The organism is Bdellovibrio bacteriovorus str. Tiberius (assembly GCF_000317895.1).
GTDB classification, from domain to species: domain Bacteria; phylum Bdellovibrionota; class Bdellovibrionia; order Bdellovibrionales; family Bdellovibrionaceae; genus Bdellovibrio; species Bdellovibrio bacteriovorus_F.
The window spans coordinates 2,847,838-2,865,388 of record NC_019567.1 but is presented as its reverse complement, the minus strand read 5'-3'; the positions used below and the strand labels follow the sequence as shown (position 1 = coordinate 2,865,388).

Genomic DNA, 17,551 nt, shown 5'->3' with positions numbered 1-17,551 from the left:
ATGAAATCTTTGATTGTTACCTCATTGGCCCTGATGGCCTTACACGCAGGGGCGCAGACGCCTCCGGTAGAGCCGGTTCCCGGCTCTGAAACTCCAGAGCAGATGCCTTCTGAAAATATCACTTTGACTGCGCCTCAGGGCGAAGCCAAGGTGGACCTGAAATCCGCTCATCACACGAATAAAGATGTTGTGATCGGCGAACTTAAAAAGTGCCATGATCAGACCATGGCTGAAGCCAAAGCGGCCAATCAGCCGATTCCGGTGGGTAAAGTGGTTGTGGATTTCAGCTTTGATTCCGAGGGCACGGTGACGAAATTTCAGTTCAAGGAAAACCGCATTCGTCCGGCGTCGGAAGCTTTGAATTCCTGCATCGAAACATCCATTCGTCAGGCCAAATTTGAAAAGCTTCAGAACCAAAGAGCGGGGAAAGTCGTCAGTGTTTTCTATCCGTACATCTTTGAAGTTCAAAAAACCAAGAAGAAATAGTCCCTAGCGGATTTTCAGCAGCTGCCGGGGCCCCGGCAGGCTGCCTTGCCGATTTTCCGGCAGCACCCATCCCAGATCAAAATTAAGCCTGTTTCAGAGGGATAAAGCCCTGGCACCGCCGTTGCTTCATAGGTTTGTATCGAATACAAATCACCCCTGAAAGAGGTTGTTATGAAAAAGTTCACTCTCGTTCTTGCCCTGCTGACCCTGTCTTTGACCGTTAAAGCCCAAGCCCGTGAATTAGAATGCGGAATGTCTGAAGTGCGTGCCTTTAACAGTGCCGTAACACCGGATGAAAACGCATGGACCAAAGCTGACGGGCGACTGATGCGAATCACGATGAATCAGGCCCTGTTCGCCTTGTTGGGAGTTCAATATGGCGGTGATTACAGACAAACCTTTGCTTTGCCTAAGATTGAAGACATCCAGTTGAACGGTCAAAGTTACAGCTATTATATCTGTGTGCGCGGCATCTGGCCGAGTGGGGGTACAGACTCTGCAAACACCGGTTTCATGCGCCAGTATGCTGGAAACTTCAACCTGGATTCCTACAACGAAAGGATGTTGATTCGTGAAGAAGCCCTGCCAATTGAAAGATATCCGGCTTTGGCGAGCATCCTGAATCGGGATCTGGTGCAGGATAATAGCGTTCTGATGCCCACAGTGACTTTGCCGGCAGTATTAAAGAATGTTCCGACCGGGACTGAACTGAACAACATACTTGAAGTGAACGGTAATTATCCTGCTTACCAGATTGCCTGTGAAAAAGGCGGCGTGTACTTCGCGCTTGGAAAAATGCGCGAACCGGAAAACGCAAAAGAGATCATCGTCGAAGGCATGGCAGGCATTTCTTTCGGTGGTGTGACCAAAGAAGCGGCTCACATGTATGAATGTCTATAGGGCTGCGGCACCATTTGAAAGGGGTTTTTATGAAAACGATCATCCTGATGTCCCAAATTTTGATTGCTCTGACTGTGACTGCAAGCGTGCAGATCGCAAAGGCTGACGCTGATTTTGAGTGTGTGATTACTGAGATGCGGGCTTTTAAAAGCGAAACAATTCCTGACGAGCGAATGTGGGTAAAGGCTGACGGCCGCCTGATGGAGGTAAGGAATGACAACCTGACAGTTTATGCACTGATTGGATCTTCCTATGGCGGGGACGGGATCAGTAATTTTGCGATCCCCAAGCTTGAAGAACTGAACATCAATGGTTCTCATTATAGCTATTACATGTGCAAAGAAGGCGCATGGCCTGGAGAAATTGCGATGCTGGTGGGTACGGCCGGAGTGGTTCGACAAATTGCAGGTCACTTAAATGATCTGGAGATCCCGCAGGTTGTTCCGATGAATCAGGAAAAATCATTTGTCCAAAAAAGTGAAGAAGAGCTTGCTGCGAACGTGAATTCGGATCTGATTATTGAAAAATGGACTGAATCCTACAGAGAATGGGACGACAAGTACGGTGGGTACAAAGTTCGCTATCAGGATTATTCCCGGGTAGTGGTGCCGACAGTTGTCCTGCCTGACGTCCAGAGCGCAAATGCCGATCAAAAACTTTCCACAATGCTGCATATGCAAAGTTCGGTCTGGCCGAAGGAAGATGACACTTTATGTGTAAAGGGGGCTCTGGTTTTCTCTTTGCGCAAGTTCAACAGAAGTGACTTGGTGGAACTTCCCGCGGGCTTCCCGGTCTCGGTGAATGGCGCCGCCAAAATGCTTGGTCATATTTACGAGTGTCGTTAAATAAAAAAAGCCGGATTTTCATCCGGCTTTTTTTATTGTTTGAAGAACGGCAGCGGTTCGTATTTTTTATGGCGCTGGGAAGGGGACTTGCCGCTTCCTTGCGCTGAAGCTGCACCGATGTACAAAAGCTCACCGCCGTCTTTTTGTTCGGTTTTGAAGATCGAATAGGTTTTGTCACCCACATTCGGAGCTTTGTATTCGTCACACAAATATCCCGAGACGACTTTTTTCTCCCCCCGTTTCCAGTCGGTGTAATCGCAGTATTTCACCATATTCAAAGCCTCCGCCACTTCTTCAGTCAATGGAGTGTACGAGGACTCAGACACAGTCAAATCAACATCAGTCCCGGCCGTGGCGGTGGTATACTGGATTTCAAAAGCCAGATAGGCCTGCTTGCATGCATCTTCTTCATAAGCCAGATGGGTCAAAATCCACTGGTTTTCAGAAACCTGCAGATGCGTGGTCAGCGCATCGCCCTCGTCCATGTAACAAGGTCGTTCATAAAGAGCCGCCTGCGGAGCCGCCCATACCAATTGTGTCAGCAGTAAAAATAGATGCATCATCCCCCTAGACTATCGAACAGAGCTTCGTTGCCAACAGAAATCAGAGTGGCTGGTGCAGAATGGCAGAGCAAAAGACCTTGGGCTCCCTTGCGCTAGGGGGGATAATCAGAGGCAAAGAAGGAGGTGGTTATGACAACTCCCGATTTCTCTCCGTTTCGCCATATGAACGATATTGAGGGCCTTGAGCCCGAAGGCATCTTTGTCGACGCCAAAACCGGAGAGCCGATCCTGCTTCGGGCGGACAACGACTATTGGGTGAATCCTTTTGCCTTAAAATTCATTCCGGTCCGCGACCTTTCCCAAAACGGTTATCAGGATTATGTCGAGCTCTTTGAAACCGACGAAGAAGAAGCCGAACGGGAAGCCGGCGGCGCCAAAGAAGCCGGGGCTCCGGGGTACTAAGCCCGTCGGTTAGACCAATATTTAGCAGTCTTCGTTTGGCGGGCGACTGGAGGAGCGGATTTTCGTTCGACAGACTCACGTTGAATGATGCCGTACTTGGTGCGTCGTTTTTCAAGATTTGACTGACATTTATACAGATAGGCACTCATTAGCTCTCGTATGTAAGAAGCACCAATTTTTTCGCAGCGCAAATCGACGATGAAAGAGTTTAAAACGAGACCCTTTTCTTTGAGCGCTTTTTCAAGTGTGTTCGCAAAGAATTCATGAAATGACTTGTGATAGTAGAGATCCAGGTCAATCAAGTCATATGCGATCAGTGCTTCCAGATATTCTTCTTTTCGGTGGAAAAGATAGTCCTCATCGGGATCCTTTGGAGTGGCAGATGCACGCATTTTTACCAATTCATTGTATAGGCCAGCGCAGTATGTCCATCGACGTCCAAAAATGGTGTCTAAGCTCCAATACACACCGATGGGGGCAAGGGTCAATGTCAGAAAGCCTTGAGTAAGGTTTCTGCGGTCGGCGTTGACGGTGGTAAAGGTATCTCGAATCAGTAACCACGTGGTTTCAAGATTGAATCCTGACAGAGCCCACGAACACAGGAAAATCAAAATGGAACCTAAAAAGAATGTGATCCACAATGCTCTCAGCAATTCTTGTGTTCGTCTGGATAAGTAGCGTGTGAGGAAGTTAAAATCGCAGAAGAAGAGACGTGTCAGGAAGTGCTCTTTTTTTAAAAGGATGAGGTCTTCACGTGTGATAGTGGGTTCTCGATATTGGTCCATAGACCAACGTATCGGCTAAACAGCCGCCAGATTAATACTTTCGGCCACTTTGTAACTAAAAGGAGGTTGTCTGTTTTGTTTTGATACGCCGCAGAGCGGTTTCATTGAGTTTTCATTGAACAGCCAAGCTCTGGACGCTCTTGCTCTTTATGGCTATGTCCTTTAAGCATGGGGCCGTTTTCCTAAGGAGGAATCAAAATGCGTATTCTTTTGGCGACTTTGACTTTGTTGGCATCTTCAGCGGCATTTGCCGGTAACCTTTGCACTAAATGGGAACACAGCGACCGTTATACAGCGGCGATCAAGGTTGTGGCGGCTCAAGAGGACTTCTCTTACGACGAACTTTGTACATTCGAAAGAATCCTGGACATTGAAGCGCAACCGTCCCGCGTGATCACGCCAAAAGGTGACGTGATTCCTCACGTGCGCATCCAGTTGCACATGGCTTACGAAAGCTGCCTGTACATGGTTCGTGACTCTGACAAGGTGATCACGTCCCAGCGCTGCTATTCTGGCTGGTAATATTTAGGCGCTTTCAAGTTTGACGTTGTACTTGAAGCCTTCAGCATAAAGGGCGTCCCGAAGAGCCAGTGTAACAAGCGCGATTTCGGGATAGCCCATTTTTTTTGCGATTTTCGCTGCCCTTCCCGGGGAGGGGATTCTGCGGCCCTTTTCCAGATCACAAAGACTTTGTACCGACATCCCCAGTTTCTTTGCGAATTGGGTCTGAGAAAGCTCGTCAGAAGTTCTCCATGAGACCAGCAGGCTTGCCACAGAAAGACGGCCGTATTTAGCCTCCATCATTTCAAGAGCGTCGGATCCCTTTTTAGTACTCATGTTTATGAACCTCCAAAAGTTCAATGTGGATCTGCTTTTCAAGCACTCGATATATAAGTCGATAAGAGCGACTAAGTCTAATTGACCGTTGCCCGGTTCGGCTGCCCTTTTTACGTCAAATCGACGTAAAAAGCAAGTTGCATGGAAGTTATTGCAGGGTACGGTCCCGTAATGAGTTTGAATGAGGCCCTATATTTGTATTAGAAGGGACGAGGCGCGGATTACTCGAGAAATTGAGCAATAAACCGAGGTACCTCCGTGGAGGCCGGGCCGACATAGTGCTCGTCAAACGCGGGGGAGATCTCGGTGTCCTTTAGATTGATTTCTATCTTTCTGGCTTTCCACGCAAGACGTACAAAGCCCGCCGCCGGGTAGACATTCCCACTGGTTCCAATCGAGATAAAATAATCCGCCTTGTCCAGGGCTGCATAGATTTCTTCCATATAGTGGGGCATCTCGCCAAACCAGACAATGTCGGGGCGAACTCCGCCTTGGCGCCCACACTGCGGGCAGGGTTGATCCACCGCCAGATCCAGCAGCCACTCAAAATGCTCGTCACAATGCAGGCAAAACACGCGATCCAGGCGCCCGTGCATGTGCAGCAGGTTTTTTGAGCCTGCGCGTCGGTGAAGGTTGTCGACGTTCTGGGTGACCAGCAGGAAGTTTCCCTCCCAAAGGTTTTCCAGTTCGACCAGGGCTTGGTGGGCGGGATTTGGGGTCAGGTTTGGCTCTTTCAGTTGAGCTCTTCTCAGGTTGTAAAAGCGCTGAACCAAAGACGGGTTTCGAGCAAAAGCTTCAGGTGTTGCCACGTCTTCAATTCGGTGATCTTCCCACAGGCCGTTCTGGTCCCGGAACGTGCGAATTCCGCTCTCGGCCGAGATGCCGGCACCAGTGAGGATGACGATGTTCTTAAATAGTCTTAAGTCCATTATGCCTCGCGCAATTCAGGCCATGGGGACGGTCCCGAGAATGAATCCCAACCCCGCATTTTGTTTGAGATTTCAACTGATTTTCATTAGGATGGGGCGTTCTTAAAAGAAAGGCAATTACAATGGCTTCGAAAATCGAAACTTCACCTGAAATGGTGCAGAACGTATACAAGAAGACAGCTGAAAGATTGGCTGTTGTTCGCAATCGCTTGAACCGCCCTTTGACATTGGCGGAGAAAATTTTGTTCGGTCACTTGGATGATCCACAGAACCAGGAATTGGTTCGTGGCGAAAGCTTCCTGCTTCTAAGACCAGACCGCGTGGCGATGCAAGATGCGACAGCGCAGATGGCTTTGTTGCAATTCATGCTGGCAGGTAAAGATGAAGCAGCTGTTCCTTCCACAGTACACTGCGATCACTTGATCCAGGCTTACAAAGGTGCAGGCGCAGATATGACTGTTGCCAATGCAACCAACAAAGAAGTTTATGACTTCCTGGCAACGGCTTCTTCCCGTTACAACATCGGCTTCTGGAAACCAGGCGCTGGTATCATTCACCAAGTAATCCTTGAAAACTACGCGTTCCCAGGTGGCTTGATGATCGGTACGGACTCTCACACTCCGAATGCGGGTGGTTTGGGTATGTGTGCTGTGGGCGTTGGTGGTTCTGATGCTTCTGACGTGATGGTGGGTCTGCCTTGGGAAGTTAAAAATCCTAAGCTGATCGGTGTTCACCTGAAAGGCAAACTGGGCGGTTGGGCGTCTGCTAAAGACGTGATCCTGAAACTGTGCGGAATGCTGACTGTAAAAGGTGGTACGGATAAAGTTGTAGAGTACTTCGGTGAAGGCACGTCCTCCATCTCTTGTACTGGTAAAGCAACTATCACCAACATGGGTGCTGAGCTGGGTGCTACCTGCTCTGTATTCCCATACGATGAGCGCATGGGCGCTTACCTGAAATCCACAGGTCGTGATCAATTGGCGTCCATCGCTGACGGTCACAAAGACATCCTGTCTGCAGATGCGGACGTGGTGGCAAACCCAGGCAAATACTTCGACGAAGTTTACGAAATCGACTTGTCTGCTTTGGAACCACACCTGGTGGGTCCTCACACTCCAGACTTAGCTCGTCCAATCTCTGCACTTAAAAAAGAAGTGGCTGAGAAAGGCTACACAGTTAAGATTTCCTCTGCTTTGATCGGTTCCTGCACGAATTCTTCCTATGAAGATATCGGTCGCGCGGCTTTCGTGGCGAAACAAGCTATGGAAGTGGGCGTGAAAATGACGTCTCCGTTCCTGGTGTCTCCGGGTTCCACTCAGATTCAGAACACGATTGAGCGTGACGGCCAAATGGCGACGTTCAATGAAGTGGGCGCGACTGTTCTTGCGAACGCGTGCGGTCCTTGTATCGGTCAGTGGAAACGTGACGACATCAAGTCTGGCGAGAAAAACACGATCGTAACTTCCTTCAACCGTAACTTCCGTGCACGTAACGATGCGAACCCAGAGACTCTGGCGTTCATCGCTTCTCCTGAGATTGTTATGGCTTTGGGTCTTGCAGGTCGTTTGGACTTCAACCCGGCAACTGACGAGCTGGAAGGTCCAAAAGGCAAAATCAAACTTCAGGCGCCAGTGGCCCCGGAATTGCCGGCTAAAGGCTTCATCGCGGACACTGAAGGCTATCAGAAACCAGCAGGTGCAACCGCTCAAGTGGCAGTGAATCCTTCTTCTGATCGTTTGCAGCTTCTTTCCCCGTTCACTAAATGGGATGGCAAAGATTTCGTTGATCAATTGGTTCTTGCGAAAGCAAAAGGCAAGTGCACGACGGATCATATCTCTCCGGGTGGTAAATGGTTGAACTACCGTGGTCACTTGGACAACATCTCCAACAACATGTTGTTGGGTGCGGATAACGCGTTCACAGGTGAAATCGGTAAAGGTAAAAACCAACTGACTGGTGAAACAGCAGAATTCGCTCAGGTGGCACGTGCTTACCAGAAAGCGGGTAAAGGCTGGGTTATCGTTGGTGACGAAAACTACGGTGAAGGTTCTTCCCGTGAGCACGCGGCAATGTGCCCAAGACACTTGGGTGCTTCTGCAGTTATCACGAAATCCTTCGCTCGTATCCACGAGACGAACCTGAAAAAACAAGGTGTGCTGGCTTTGACTTTTGTTAATCCAAAAGATTACGACAAAGTTCAGGAAGCAGACCGTTTGTCCCTGGTTGATCTGAATGATCTTGCTCCAGGTAAAAACGTGAAAGCAAACATCAAGCACGCTGATGGTTCTACAGAGACTATCGAGCTTAAGCACACTTACAACGCAGAACAGTTGAAATGGTTCCGCGCGGGAAGTGCGTTGAACTTGATCCGCGGTCTGTAAGATCCGGCTTGAATTCAAAAAAACAAAACCCCTGGTGTTTTACATCAGGGGTTTTTTATTTTCGGCATCAATCAATATCAAAACTCAGCTGATTGGTCGGGCGTTTGAAGCTTGCCGACGACAGATGAAACTCTTCTTTGTTCAAGCTCCATTTGCGGCAATAGATTTCAAACATTTGCTCCAGATGATCAGCCCGGGCGCCTTCACCTCGCATGCGCGAACCAAAGTTGGGATCATTCAGGCGGCCACCACGGATGTCCTTCACCGCATTGAGCACCTTGTCTTTTTTTAACGGTTCATGCACTTCCAGCCATTCTGAAAAAATCGGCAGCACCGTCGATGGCAGGCGCAGGGGAGTGTAACCGGCAAATTTCGCCCCGGCTTCTTTCGCGCGTTTTAAAATCATCGGCATTTCATGATCGGTCAGTCCGGGAATACATGGGGCCACGTTCACCCCCACCGGGATGCCCGCTGCTGCCAGAGTTTCAATGGCTTTCAGGCGCGCTTCCGGACGTGATGTGCGTGGCTCCAATTTCGCTGCCAAATCCGCATTCAGAGAAGTCACAGAAATGTAAATCAGAATTCCGTCATACTTGGCCATGTCAGTGAAGATATCCAGATCCCGGGTGATCAGCGCATTTTTGGTGATCAATGAAGCCGGGTTTTTGAATTCGGCCAAGACCTGCAGACATCCACGGGTCAGCTGCATCTTTCTTTCCAGCGGCTGATAACAGTCCGTGATTCCGCTCATCATGATGACATCGCCCTTCCACGAGGGTTTCATCAAAGCCTCGCGCAAAAGCTGGGGGCCTTCTTCTTTCACATAAATTTTGGATTCAAAATCAAGGCCTGGAGAATGCCCCAGATATTCGTGTGAAGGACGGGCATAGCAGTACGAGCAGCCGTGCTCACACCCACGATAAGAGTTGATGGAATATGTGAAGCCAATATCCGGGCTTTTATTCTGGGAAATGATAGTGCGCGAGCTGTCCTTCAGGATTTCTGTGCGCAGCAGGGGCTTTTCTTCTTCCTGATAATTATCGAAGTCCTCTTCGGTCGGTTCATAGGTCAGTGAATCATAGCGATTTGAAAAATTGCTACTGGCCCCGCGCCCCTTGATGTCTTTGCGAAATTCCCGGCTCATGGGCGCGAGTATGGCACAGCCAAAGTGGAAAAGGATTCACTTTATAGGGGCTAGGGTTCGGACCGCCCGGGAGCGCTAAAATCCTGCGCCAGCGTCAAACGATACTTGCGGGCGATTTGTTCCAGTGTTCCGTCTTTATGCAGTTCAACCAGATAACGTTGAATTTTCTCAAAACGCTGAGGGTTAAAGCTCTTTTTGGAAAAGGCGATGGAATAGGCCACCGGCTCACCCAGTTCTGGAACCTCCCGCAAAGGGCTGCGGGTCTTTTCGATCCAGCGCAGGGCTACATCGCGATTTCCGTAAGCCAGGGCATAGTTTTTCTTTTCAGCTTTTAGCAAAGAATTAAAGATGGTTTTTTCAGGTTCAATTTTAAAATTCTTGTCTGCAAATTCGTGAATGCGGTTCAGACTTATTTCGGTCATGGACGGGGCCAGAACCCCGACCCGCATGTCCTTTAGATCCGCATAGCTTTTTACTTTTTGAGTCGCCTCGGACAGGCCAAAGAAAGAATAACGCCCGCGGAAAAGGGTGTGCATATAAAATGCGGTTTCACGCGGCCCGGATCGCGACAGGGGACAGCCGATATCGGCCTGACCTTCTTTCAGCATTGATAAGAAATTTCTTAAAGGCGCGAACTTGAATTTGCAGTGGGACTTTTCCAGTGAACAAAGTTTTTGAACGATCTCATAACAGGCGCCCCCAATACCGGCAGAACCGTCATTGAAATAATACGGTTCATACTCTTGTCCGACCACCACCAGAGCGTGGGCTTTCGGGGAATTTAAAACAATAAGGCATAAGGCGGTCAGGGCGGCGGTCCATCGTCTCATGCCCTTCAGTGTATCGCAAATTTGATTGAATTTTGATATCCGTGAGGTCCAGAGCCAGTCAAAGGGATACTTGTAATTTTAGAAACCCAGATTCAGGATTTTTGGACCCACGGTCAACCAAACAAAGAACCCAATAGAGTTAAACACAATCGCCAGGAACAGACGGTTGCGGCTGGTCTTGCTTAAAGGGACTTCATGGCGAAGCACACGGTAACCCAGCATCATCGAATAGAAGTTGCAAAGTAAAGGCACCATCGTGCAGCCGATGATGGCATTCCAAAGAGCTTTCTTGGCCAAGGCTTGAGTGTCATAGCCGCTCTCTGTAATAATCTGGACCCGGGGCTTTTCCTGACTTTCCATCAACAAAGACGCTTCCATGTATTCGTGTTCAGGAATTTCCAACGTGAGCTTACCCAACAACTGACCAAAATGCGGAGCCACACCACGGGTTTGTTCGTCCCGCACACGGGGATGGAACCCTTGTGAAGTCAGGTAAGACTTCACAACCTGGGCTTCAGAAAAGTCCGCACAATCCATCAGAAAAACATAGTTGGTGTTTTGTTGGTTCATGCGGCTATTTTACGCCGCCATCCCAGACCTGTACACAGGCATTTTTGGAAACTTTGCGGTCGGCAATCCACGGGAAGACCTGCTTCATTCCGAAGAAGCTGTCCATACCCGACGTATAATGGAACTGCTTCAACTGTGAAGTTCGTGCATTGAACTTTTTTGGAAACAGCACGGCCTCAGTAGCGATGCGTAGGGTGTTGTCCCAGATGTCCTGCTCTTCCTTGCTGGGCTTTGCGCCACTCCAGAAAAGTTTGTTCTTGTCTGAAGGCGGGCACAGGGCGTGAGCCAGCGGGCCGTTTTTCTGTCCGTTGTGGGTCTTCATCCAAAGGTTGAACTGCGACGGGGTGGTGACCACTTTGGCCAGATCACTTTTGCCGCTGTTGTGCGTGCCTTTGATGAATTCTTTGTGACGGCTTTCCGTGTTGGCGCGATTCACCGCAATTTTAGCCACGGCCATCGGATAGTGCAGGCCGTGTTTGTAACAACGAGCCATTTCAGCATACATCGTGCGCGCCAGAGCATCGACGGTGATCAGATCCTGCTGTGTCATCATCTTGCCGTCTTCACGGGCGACTTTGGGAACGGCTTGTTTTTTCAGGTGGGGCAGCACATAGGAATCAAACGGATTGTCACCCTTGTAGGCCGCTGGCGGATTCTTCGGATTGATCATGCAGGCCCCCACCGAGGCTTTAAGTGCGGCGGCAGTTTCCTTCACACCTTTGTTGGCGATGGCGGCTTGAATTCCGGAAATGCTTTTTTGAACCTCTTTGGTTCCGCCACCGGTTGTGGATTTTTGAACGGGTGGGCAGTATTCGGATTTGTCGTCAGCCGCGCCATAGACGGCTTTGGTTTTGCTGCGATTGACATAGGCGGCATCGACCCAGCCGGTGCCTTGTTGGGTGTAGGTGATGCCATCACGCTCGCGGGTGTAAGAATACTTGATCTGCACGTACTCTTCCGTTTGCATGGTGCCGGTGTTGGGATCTTCCACCTTCATCTTGCGCGGCTTGGACGTCACTTCGATGGAAGCATCACGATCCGGCCAGCCGACGGGCCGGCAGTTGGGATCGGCCGAACAGTTCTTCCAGTTCATTCCGGGTTTATTGAATACAGAAACGATCTGGTCTTCTTCCAGATCAAGATAGGCTTTGCCATCAGCCCAGGCATTCACCGATGTCGTCATAAAAAGCAAAAGGGCAATAAAACGCATAAATCTATATCGTTCTATCGCCCATGATCTTTAGAAAAAAGCGCCTGTATTCTCAAATTAATACAAGCCTTTTTATTGAGGAATGTGAAGCTTCTTAGCCTTTGATTTTTGTCGCCACTTCGATGGCGCAGTGGTGAGCCGTTTCAAAGCATGGATTCATCCAGTTGTCCTGATTGGCGAAGTGGATGATGCCATTGATGGATTCAGACGCCTTCTGAGGCAAGCCATCCTGAATCAGGCCCGCGCGAGACAGCGGCAAAGCGTGACCCCAGCGAGTCAGGCGGATGCCGTGCACGTCGTTCATGCTGAGGTTCATGGTTTGCAGAATCGGTTCCACGTCCTGCAGATATTTGGCTTTGTATTTGTCATGAGAAGCTGGGTTGAACAGGAACTGACGGGCACCATCGTAAGGGATGCCGTGATAAAGCGTCAGCACGCTGTGATCGACTTTTTCTTCCTGGGCCCACGTGCCGAAACAAATGTCAGTGAAGCTGCGGTCACCACGTCTCATCGGCGTCGGGGACGGTGGTACTTGGCCTTTCAGGCAGTACAGTTCATAGCTGGGGCTTTGGAAGTTCTTTTTCGTCAGGATGTTTCCAACCAGATACGCACGGTAGGGAAGCATGGTGATCGCGTCAGCCTGATCTTTTGGCATCTGTGGCAACAGACGTTTTGCAACGAACTTCTGGCAGGCCATAACAACCTGTTTTGCGCGGATCTTTTTCAGAACACCCATGGCATCTTCATACAGGATCACAGCGGAATCACCTTCGGTGGTCACGCGCAATACGATGCTTCCTGCGCGCAGGGATTTGTCACCCGCATCTTTGCGGATCTTTTGCGCCATCTTGTGAGCCACGTAAGCATTACCACCCGGGTAAGCCATCAAAGTGCCGGTCTCAGCACAGATAAAGCCCAGGTATTGGTAAGCAGACAGTTCGTCCGTGGAACCGCAGAACGAGCTCCATCCGTACAGCTGGAAGTATTCAAGCAAGTGCTTGTGAACATCGCCGAATTCTTTGGTCAGCCATTGTTCGAAGTTCAAATGATCGACAGATTTAGCCAGTTCACCGTTATAGTCGAAGTCAGCTTCCGCACCGATTTCAGCCAGGCGTTTGAACACCTTGTTGAAATTGTCAGCGGCGGCCTTATCAGTGGCGCCTTTCCAGAACGGGGAAGTGAATTTGTTGTTGTAAAGAACCGTGGTGTGGTCCGAGTTTTCACGGCGCGCTTTGTCCCAGATGCCCAGTTCAGTCAAAAGACTGCCCAGTGGGGCTGTCTGATCCGGCTCGACCAAATAAGCCGCCCCTGTGGAATAGACAGAGTTTTTGTACTGTTCACCTTTGGAGTTTCCACCCAGGCGGAAATCCATTTCAAGCAAAGCGATCTTTTTGTCGCGCAGATAGTAAGCCGTGGAAAGGCCGGCAATACCGCCACCCACAATCACAACATCCAGATCCTCAGAGAAGGACTTGGGTTCGCCGCCTTTTTTCTCGATATAGCCGTCGATGTTCCAGAAGGCATCATGCGGGCGATTGATGTCGTCCCCGTTGAAGTCGATGCTGTTGTTTTCAGAGTCCTTCAGGCGCGCGATCGGCCAGTCATCAGTCAGCTGGTCATTGACCCACTCAGAGCCTTTGGCAAGGCCGGAAGCGGGGATGGAGGAAAGGGCTGCTACGGACAAACTGGTTTTAAGAAAATCACGTCTTTGCATGGCGTCTAAATAATTCCGGGGCCCAAAACAGACAAGAGGAGTTCTAGGAACTCCTCTTGTTGAAAGGGTATTGAAAGTGCCTTAGTCCACAGTAGGGGTGTCACACTGAGGGACCGTGTAAGATTTTCTAAACATGAGTGTTTCTCTTTCGACGTTGCGGTTGGAAACACGTTTGTAAACCGGGATGTTCACCGTCAGTGGGTATGAACCAGTGACAGTCTCCATTTTACAGCGGCGCTGGTTGTTGTTCCAGAAGCAGTTCTCCACTTCGTGTGTGTAATCGATCGGCGTGGAAAGATAATCGCGGTCGATCACGATGATTTCTTCACGGTCACCGCGAGTACGGCTGACTGTGGTGTCTACCGGCTTCATCGTGCGCAGACGGTCGCCGTCCTGACATGCGAACATGTAGTCGATAGAACGCCCCATATAGATGGTCGGAGCTTTGATGATGGCATAGCGGTCACGAACGATCTCTTCCCAAGACGAGTTTGCGTTAACTGCTGCAAATGCAGGCATAGCGGACATCAGAGTGATCAAAAGGGTCAGAATACGTTTCATATTGTGGGGTCTCCATTTTGTGTTCGATTTTATTTGTCCTCTTTGCGCAAAGAGATGGAGGCAGCTTCTGGCAGAGCACACAATTTTCTCAAGTTACCTTCCCGTAAAAGGGGCTTCTTTTGACTTTTGACTGTTCCGAGAAATTCTGAATCTGATGCGTTGAGTTAGGTGGATTCTTCATGCAACTCCCTAAACGGTAGGGTAAGCAACCAACCCATGAATATCGAAATGCCTGCTCTGCCGGAAAATTTGAATCGTCCTGAAATCGTGGAAAAGTCCTGGGTTGTGACCCTGTCGGGAAGTCGCTTCAGTATTCTGAAGCCAGATCCGGATGCGGTTATGATCGAAGACATCGCCTGTGCGCTGGCTCGTCAGGCAAGATTCAATGGTCACACACGCTTTTTCTACAGCGTGGGTCAGCACTCCTGCCTTGGGGCGGAAGTTTCCCCGACGAAAGAGATCGCCTTGCACATGCTTTTCCATGATGCGACCGAAGCTTATGTGGGTGACCTGGTGTCTCCGGTAAAAGCTTTGCTGCCGGATTTTGAAATTATTGAATCCCGCATTCACTGGGCTATTTCCAAACGCTTCAATCTGGAATACCCACTTCCAAAAGTGGTGAAGCAGATTGACCGTCGTTTGCTGGCGACTGAAGTTCGTGACCTGATCACGAAAGATCTGAAGTCGTGGAATATTTCTGAAGACGAGCCGTTTGATTTCCCGATCATCCCTTGGCCGTCAGAAGTGACCGAAGCCCGCTTCCTGGATCTTGCAAAGAGCTTGCTGAAGAAATAGATGATCACTCACTAACGATGATGTCTGCGGAATCACGCGGAACAAACTCGGATAAAGAATTCACATAACGCCTCTGTCGCTTGTTGCGCCAGAGGCGTTTCTATATATGGTGCCTGAATCTCAGGAGTACCAGTTGAAGAAAGTTTTAGTGACCGGCGTTGCTGGTTTCATCGCGAGCAAAGTGGCGGAGTTGCTGTTGGCTGATGGCGTGGAAGTCATCGGCATCGACAATTTGAATTCTTATTATGATGTTCGCCTGAAGAACTGGCGTCTGGATCAGTTGAAGAACACCAAGGGCTTTACCTTTCAGCACTTGGATATCGAGGACAACAAAGCGCTTGCTGAGCTTTTTGACCAGCATCAATTTGATGTGGTCTTCAATCTGGCGGCGCGCGCGGGTGTTCGCTACAGCATGGAAAACCCGCACATATATATGACAACGAACGCGATGGGTTCCCTGAATCTGCTGGAACAGATGAAGCGCACAAAAGTTCCAAAGTTCATATTGGCTTCAACTTCTTCTTTGTATGCCGGACTTCCGATGCCGTTCAATGAAGAGCTTGCAGTGAACACGCCGATCTCTCCTTACGCGGCTTCGAAAAAAGCGGCCGAGGTGATGGCTTATACTTATCACTATCTTTACGGCATTGATGTTTCCATCGTTCGTTACTTTACAGTTTACGGTCCGGCCAGTCGTCCTGATATGGCGATCTTTCGTTTTATCGAGTGGATGACTCGTGGCCAGGCGATTCGTCTGTTTGGTGATGGAGCTCAATCGCGCGATTTCACTTACGTCGATGACATCGCTCGCGGAACAATTCTTTCTGCAAAACCTTTGGGCTATGAAGTTATAAATCTTGGTGGCGGAAAAAATCCAATCAGCATTTCCCGAGTGATTCATGGGATTGAAAATGAACTTGGTGTGCAAAGTGGAATCGAAGAAAGTGCTGCGAACAAGTCTGACATGAAAGAGACTTGGGCTGACATCAGCAAAGCAGAAAGACTTCTCTCGTGGAAACCCGCGGTACACTTCGATGAAGGACTTCGCAAAACAGTTCAGTGGCACAAAGATCATCGCGCGTTGCTCGCAGATGTCTCTTGCGAAGTCTTGTAAAAGTTTCGATCACTCACTCTGCATCGTTCTCAAATTACCGGTAATAGTATAAGGTCCGCCCCGATATTGTTTTGTTTGTCAGAGGGGCGTGTATGAAAATTTCTGTTATTGGAACCGGTTATGTTGGTTTGGTCACCGGGACCTGCTTTGCTGAAAAAGGCAATGATGTTTTGTGTGCTGATATCGATGTGAAGCGCATTGAAAAATTAAATAACGGAATTGCTCCTTTCTATGAGCCAGGTCTTGAAGAACTCATCAAAAAGAATTTCCAGAAAAAACGTCTGACGTTCACTGCGAACATTGAAGAAGCCGTTCAGACGTCTGACGTTCTGATGATCGCCGTGGGCACACCTTCTGATGAAGATGGTTCCACGGATCTGCGCTATGTGATGAGTGTTGCTGAAAGCATCGGCCGCTTCATGACTGCCGACAAAGTCGTCGTTGTCAAATCCACGGTCCCAGTTGGGACGTGCGAGGCCGTGCGCGCGGAAGTGATGCGGGTACTGGCTGAACGTGGTGTTTCGTACGATGTTCAAATTGTTTCCAATCCCGAGTTCCTGCGTGAAGGAGCGGCGTTGGAAGACTGCCTTTATCCAGAGCGCGTGATCGCGGGTGTGCAAAGCGAAGAAGCCCGCCAGTTGATCATTAGTCTGTACCGTCCGTTTGTGGATGATGAATCCCGCATTCTGGTGATGGATGTGTATTCTTCCGAGATGACCAAGTATGCGGCCAACGCGATGCTGGCGACGCGCATCTCTTTCATGAACGAACTGTCCCGTGTGTGCGAGCTTTCCGGCGCCAATATTGATCTGGTGAAAAAAGGCATGGGCATGGATCGTCGTATCGGTCCTCACTTCCTGAATGCCGGCGTTGGTTACGGGGGTTCCTGTTTCCCGAAAGACGTGAAGGCTTTGATCAAGACCGCGAGCAATCTGGGAAGCCCGATGAGCATCCTGCAAGCGGTGGAAGATGTGAATCTGCAGCAGCATGATCATTTCTTTAAGAAGGTTCAGAACTATTTCAAAGGCGAACTGGAAGGAAAAACGATTGCCATCTGGGGCCTGGCCTTCAAGCCCGGCACTGATGACTTGCGTGAAGCTCCGGCTTTGCGTCTGATTGAAAAGTTTCTTTATTATGGGGCGCGCATTCGTGCCGCCGATCCGATTGCTTTGGAAGGTGCACGCAAGTTGCTAAGCTTCGAATCCCGCGTTCAGTTGTTGGATTCTTTCTATGAGGCTTTGCAGGGGGCCGATGTTCTGGTGATCGCAACCGAGTGGCCTGAATTCAAAGGCGCCGACTTTGCTCAAGTGAAGTCTATGTTGAAATCGCCGGTCATTTTCGATGGTCGCAATATCTTTGACCCGGTGGATATGGCCCGTCAGGGCTTTGACTATATCAGTATTGGTAAAGATCCGGCATTCCAGCGTGTGGTTCAGACGGGCAGTCACGTTGAAATCAGCAATCAGTGGTTGAACTAAGCAGGAG

At 49.6% G+C, this 17,551-nt stretch carries 19 protein-coding genes; 9 read left to right on the top strand and 10 right to left on the bottom strand.

What is annotated here, in order from left to right:
- The 3 genes from BDT_RS13620 to BDT_RS13610 all read left to right on the top strand — a co-directional run bounded on the left by BDT_RS13620 (window position 1) and on the right by BDT_RS13610 (window position 2,231).
- Window positions 1–486 (top strand): hypothetical protein, encoded by a 486-nt coding sequence (locus tag BDT_RS13620; protein ID WP_015091827.1) that lies wholly within the window; start codon window positions 1–3, stop codon window positions 484–486.
- A 171-nt stretch (window positions 487–657) separates the two neighbouring features.
- Complete coding sequence (locus BDT_RS13615) at window positions 658–1,386, top strand: tail fiber protein (protein WP_015091826.1); 729 nt, start codon at window positions 658–660, stop codon at window positions 1,384–1,386.
- 29 nt (window positions 1,387–1,415) lie between these two features.
- Entirely contained in the window at window positions 1,416–2,231 is an 816-nt protein-coding gene (locus tag BDT_RS13610) for a tail fiber protein (RefSeq protein ID WP_041577876.1), read from the top strand.
- Window positions 2,232–2,263: 32 nt separating this feature from the next.
- On the opposite strand, the gene BDT_RS13605 is transcribed toward BDT_RS13610, so the two are convergent.
- Complete coding sequence (locus BDT_RS13605) at window positions 2,264–2,794, bottom strand: hypothetical protein (RefSeq protein ID WP_015091824.1); 531 nt, start codon at window positions 2,792–2,794, stop codon at window positions 2,264–2,266.
- A 129-nt stretch (window positions 2,795–2,923) separates the two neighbouring features.
- Between BDT_RS13605 and BDT_RS13600 the strand changes: the two genes are divergently transcribed.
- Window positions 2,924–3,196, top strand: coding sequence for a peptide methionine sulfoxide reductase (locus BDT_RS13600; RefSeq protein ID WP_041577875.1), 273 nt, complete (start codon window positions 2,924–2,926; stop codon window positions 3,194–3,196).
- Here the strand turns inward: BDT_RS13600 and BDT_RS19220 are convergent.
- Window positions 3,193–3,981, bottom strand: a complete 789-nt coding sequence (locus tag BDT_RS19220; protein ID WP_015091822.1) for a hypothetical protein — start codon at window positions 3,979–3,981, stop codon at window positions 3,193–3,195. The genes BDT_RS13600 and BDT_RS19220 overlap by 4 nt on opposite strands.
- Window positions 3,982–4,179: 198 nt before the next feature.
- On the opposite strand from BDT_RS19220, the gene BDT_RS13590 reads away from it, so the two are divergent.
- Window positions 4,180–4,503: a hypothetical protein gene (locus BDT_RS13590; protein WP_015091821.1), complete on the top strand. Its 324-nt coding sequence runs from the start codon at window positions 4,180–4,182 to the stop codon at window positions 4,501–4,503.
- Between the two features lie 3 nt (window positions 4,504–4,506).
- Here BDT_RS13590 and BDT_RS13585 read toward each other — a convergent pair whose 3' ends face one another.
- Window positions 4,507–4,818, bottom strand: a complete 312-nt coding sequence (locus BDT_RS13585) for a helix-turn-helix domain-containing protein (protein ID WP_015091820.1) — start codon at window positions 4,816–4,818, stop codon at window positions 4,507–4,509.
- Window positions 4,819–5,039: 221 nt separating this feature from the next.
- Window positions 5,040–5,747: an NAD-dependent deacylase gene (locus BDT_RS13580; protein ID WP_015091819.1), complete on the bottom strand. Its 708-nt coding sequence runs from the start codon at window positions 5,745–5,747 to the stop codon at window positions 5,040–5,042.
- A gap of 122 nt (window positions 5,748–5,869) precedes the next feature.
- On the opposite strand from BDT_RS13580, the gene BDT_RS13575 reads away from it, so the two are divergent.
- Window positions 5,870–8,128 (top strand): aconitate hydratase, encoded by a 2,259-nt coding sequence (locus BDT_RS13575; RefSeq protein WP_015091818.1) that lies wholly within the window; start codon window positions 5,870–5,872, stop codon window positions 8,126–8,128.
- A 67-nt stretch (window positions 8,129–8,195) separates the two neighbouring features.
- Here the strand turns inward: BDT_RS13575 and BDT_RS13570 are convergent, their stop codons facing one another.
- The 6 genes from BDT_RS13570 to BDT_RS13545 all read right to left on the bottom strand — a co-directional run bounded on the left by BDT_RS13570 (window position 8,196) and on the right by BDT_RS13545 (window position 14,157).
- A complete protein-coding gene (locus BDT_RS13570) occupies window positions 8,196–9,272 on the bottom strand; it encodes a PA0069 family radical SAM protein (protein ID WP_015091817.1) in 1,077 nt (358 codons plus the stop codon).
- Between the two features lie 50 nt (window positions 9,273–9,322).
- Window positions 9,323–10,102, bottom strand: coding sequence for a substrate-binding periplasmic protein (locus BDT_RS13565; protein ID WP_015091816.1), 780 nt, complete (start codon window positions 10,100–10,102; stop codon window positions 9,323–9,325).
- A 78-nt stretch (window positions 10,103–10,180) separates the two neighbouring features.
- Window positions 10,181–10,672, bottom strand: a complete 492-nt coding sequence (locus tag BDT_RS13560; protein WP_015091815.1) for a hypothetical protein — start codon at window positions 10,670–10,672, stop codon at window positions 10,181–10,183.
- A 4-nt stretch (window positions 10,673–10,676) separates the two neighbouring features.
- Window positions 10,677–11,882 carry a hypothetical protein gene (locus tag BDT_RS13555; RefSeq protein ID WP_015091814.1) on the bottom strand — a complete coding sequence of 402 codons (1,206 nt, stop codon included), beginning with the start codon at window positions 11,880–11,882 and terminating at the stop codon, window positions 10,677–10,679.
- 94 nt (window positions 11,883–11,976) lie between these two features.
- Window positions 11,977–13,596, bottom strand: coding sequence for an FAD-dependent oxidoreductase (locus tag BDT_RS13550; RefSeq protein ID WP_015091813.1), 1,620 nt, complete (start codon window positions 13,594–13,596; stop codon window positions 11,977–11,979).
- Between the two features lie 81 nt (window positions 13,597–13,677).
- Entirely contained in the window at window positions 13,678–14,157 is a 480-nt protein-coding gene (locus BDT_RS13545) for a hypothetical protein (protein WP_015091812.1), read from the bottom strand.
- A gap of 216 nt (window positions 14,158–14,373) precedes the next feature.
- On the opposite strand from BDT_RS13545, the gene BDT_RS13540 reads away from it, so the two are divergent.
- The 3 genes from BDT_RS13540 (at window position 14,374) to BDT_RS13530 (ending at window position 17,544) form a co-directional block, all read left to right on the top strand.
- Window positions 14,374–14,952, top strand: a complete 579-nt coding sequence (locus BDT_RS13540; RefSeq protein WP_015091811.1) for an HD superfamily hydrolase — start codon at window positions 14,374–14,376, stop codon at window positions 14,950–14,952.
- A gap of 106 nt (window positions 14,953–15,058) precedes the next feature.
- A complete protein-coding gene (locus BDT_RS13535) occupies window positions 15,059–16,066 on the top strand; it encodes a GDP-mannose 4,6-dehydratase (protein WP_015091810.1) in 1,008 nt (335 codons plus the stop codon).
- Between the two features lie 92 nt (window positions 16,067–16,158).
- A complete protein-coding gene (locus tag BDT_RS13530) occupies window positions 16,159–17,544 on the top strand; it encodes a UDP-glucose dehydrogenase family protein (protein ID WP_015091809.1) in 1,386 nt (461 codons plus the stop codon).
- The last annotated feature ends 7 nt before the right edge of the window (window positions 17,545–17,551 follow it).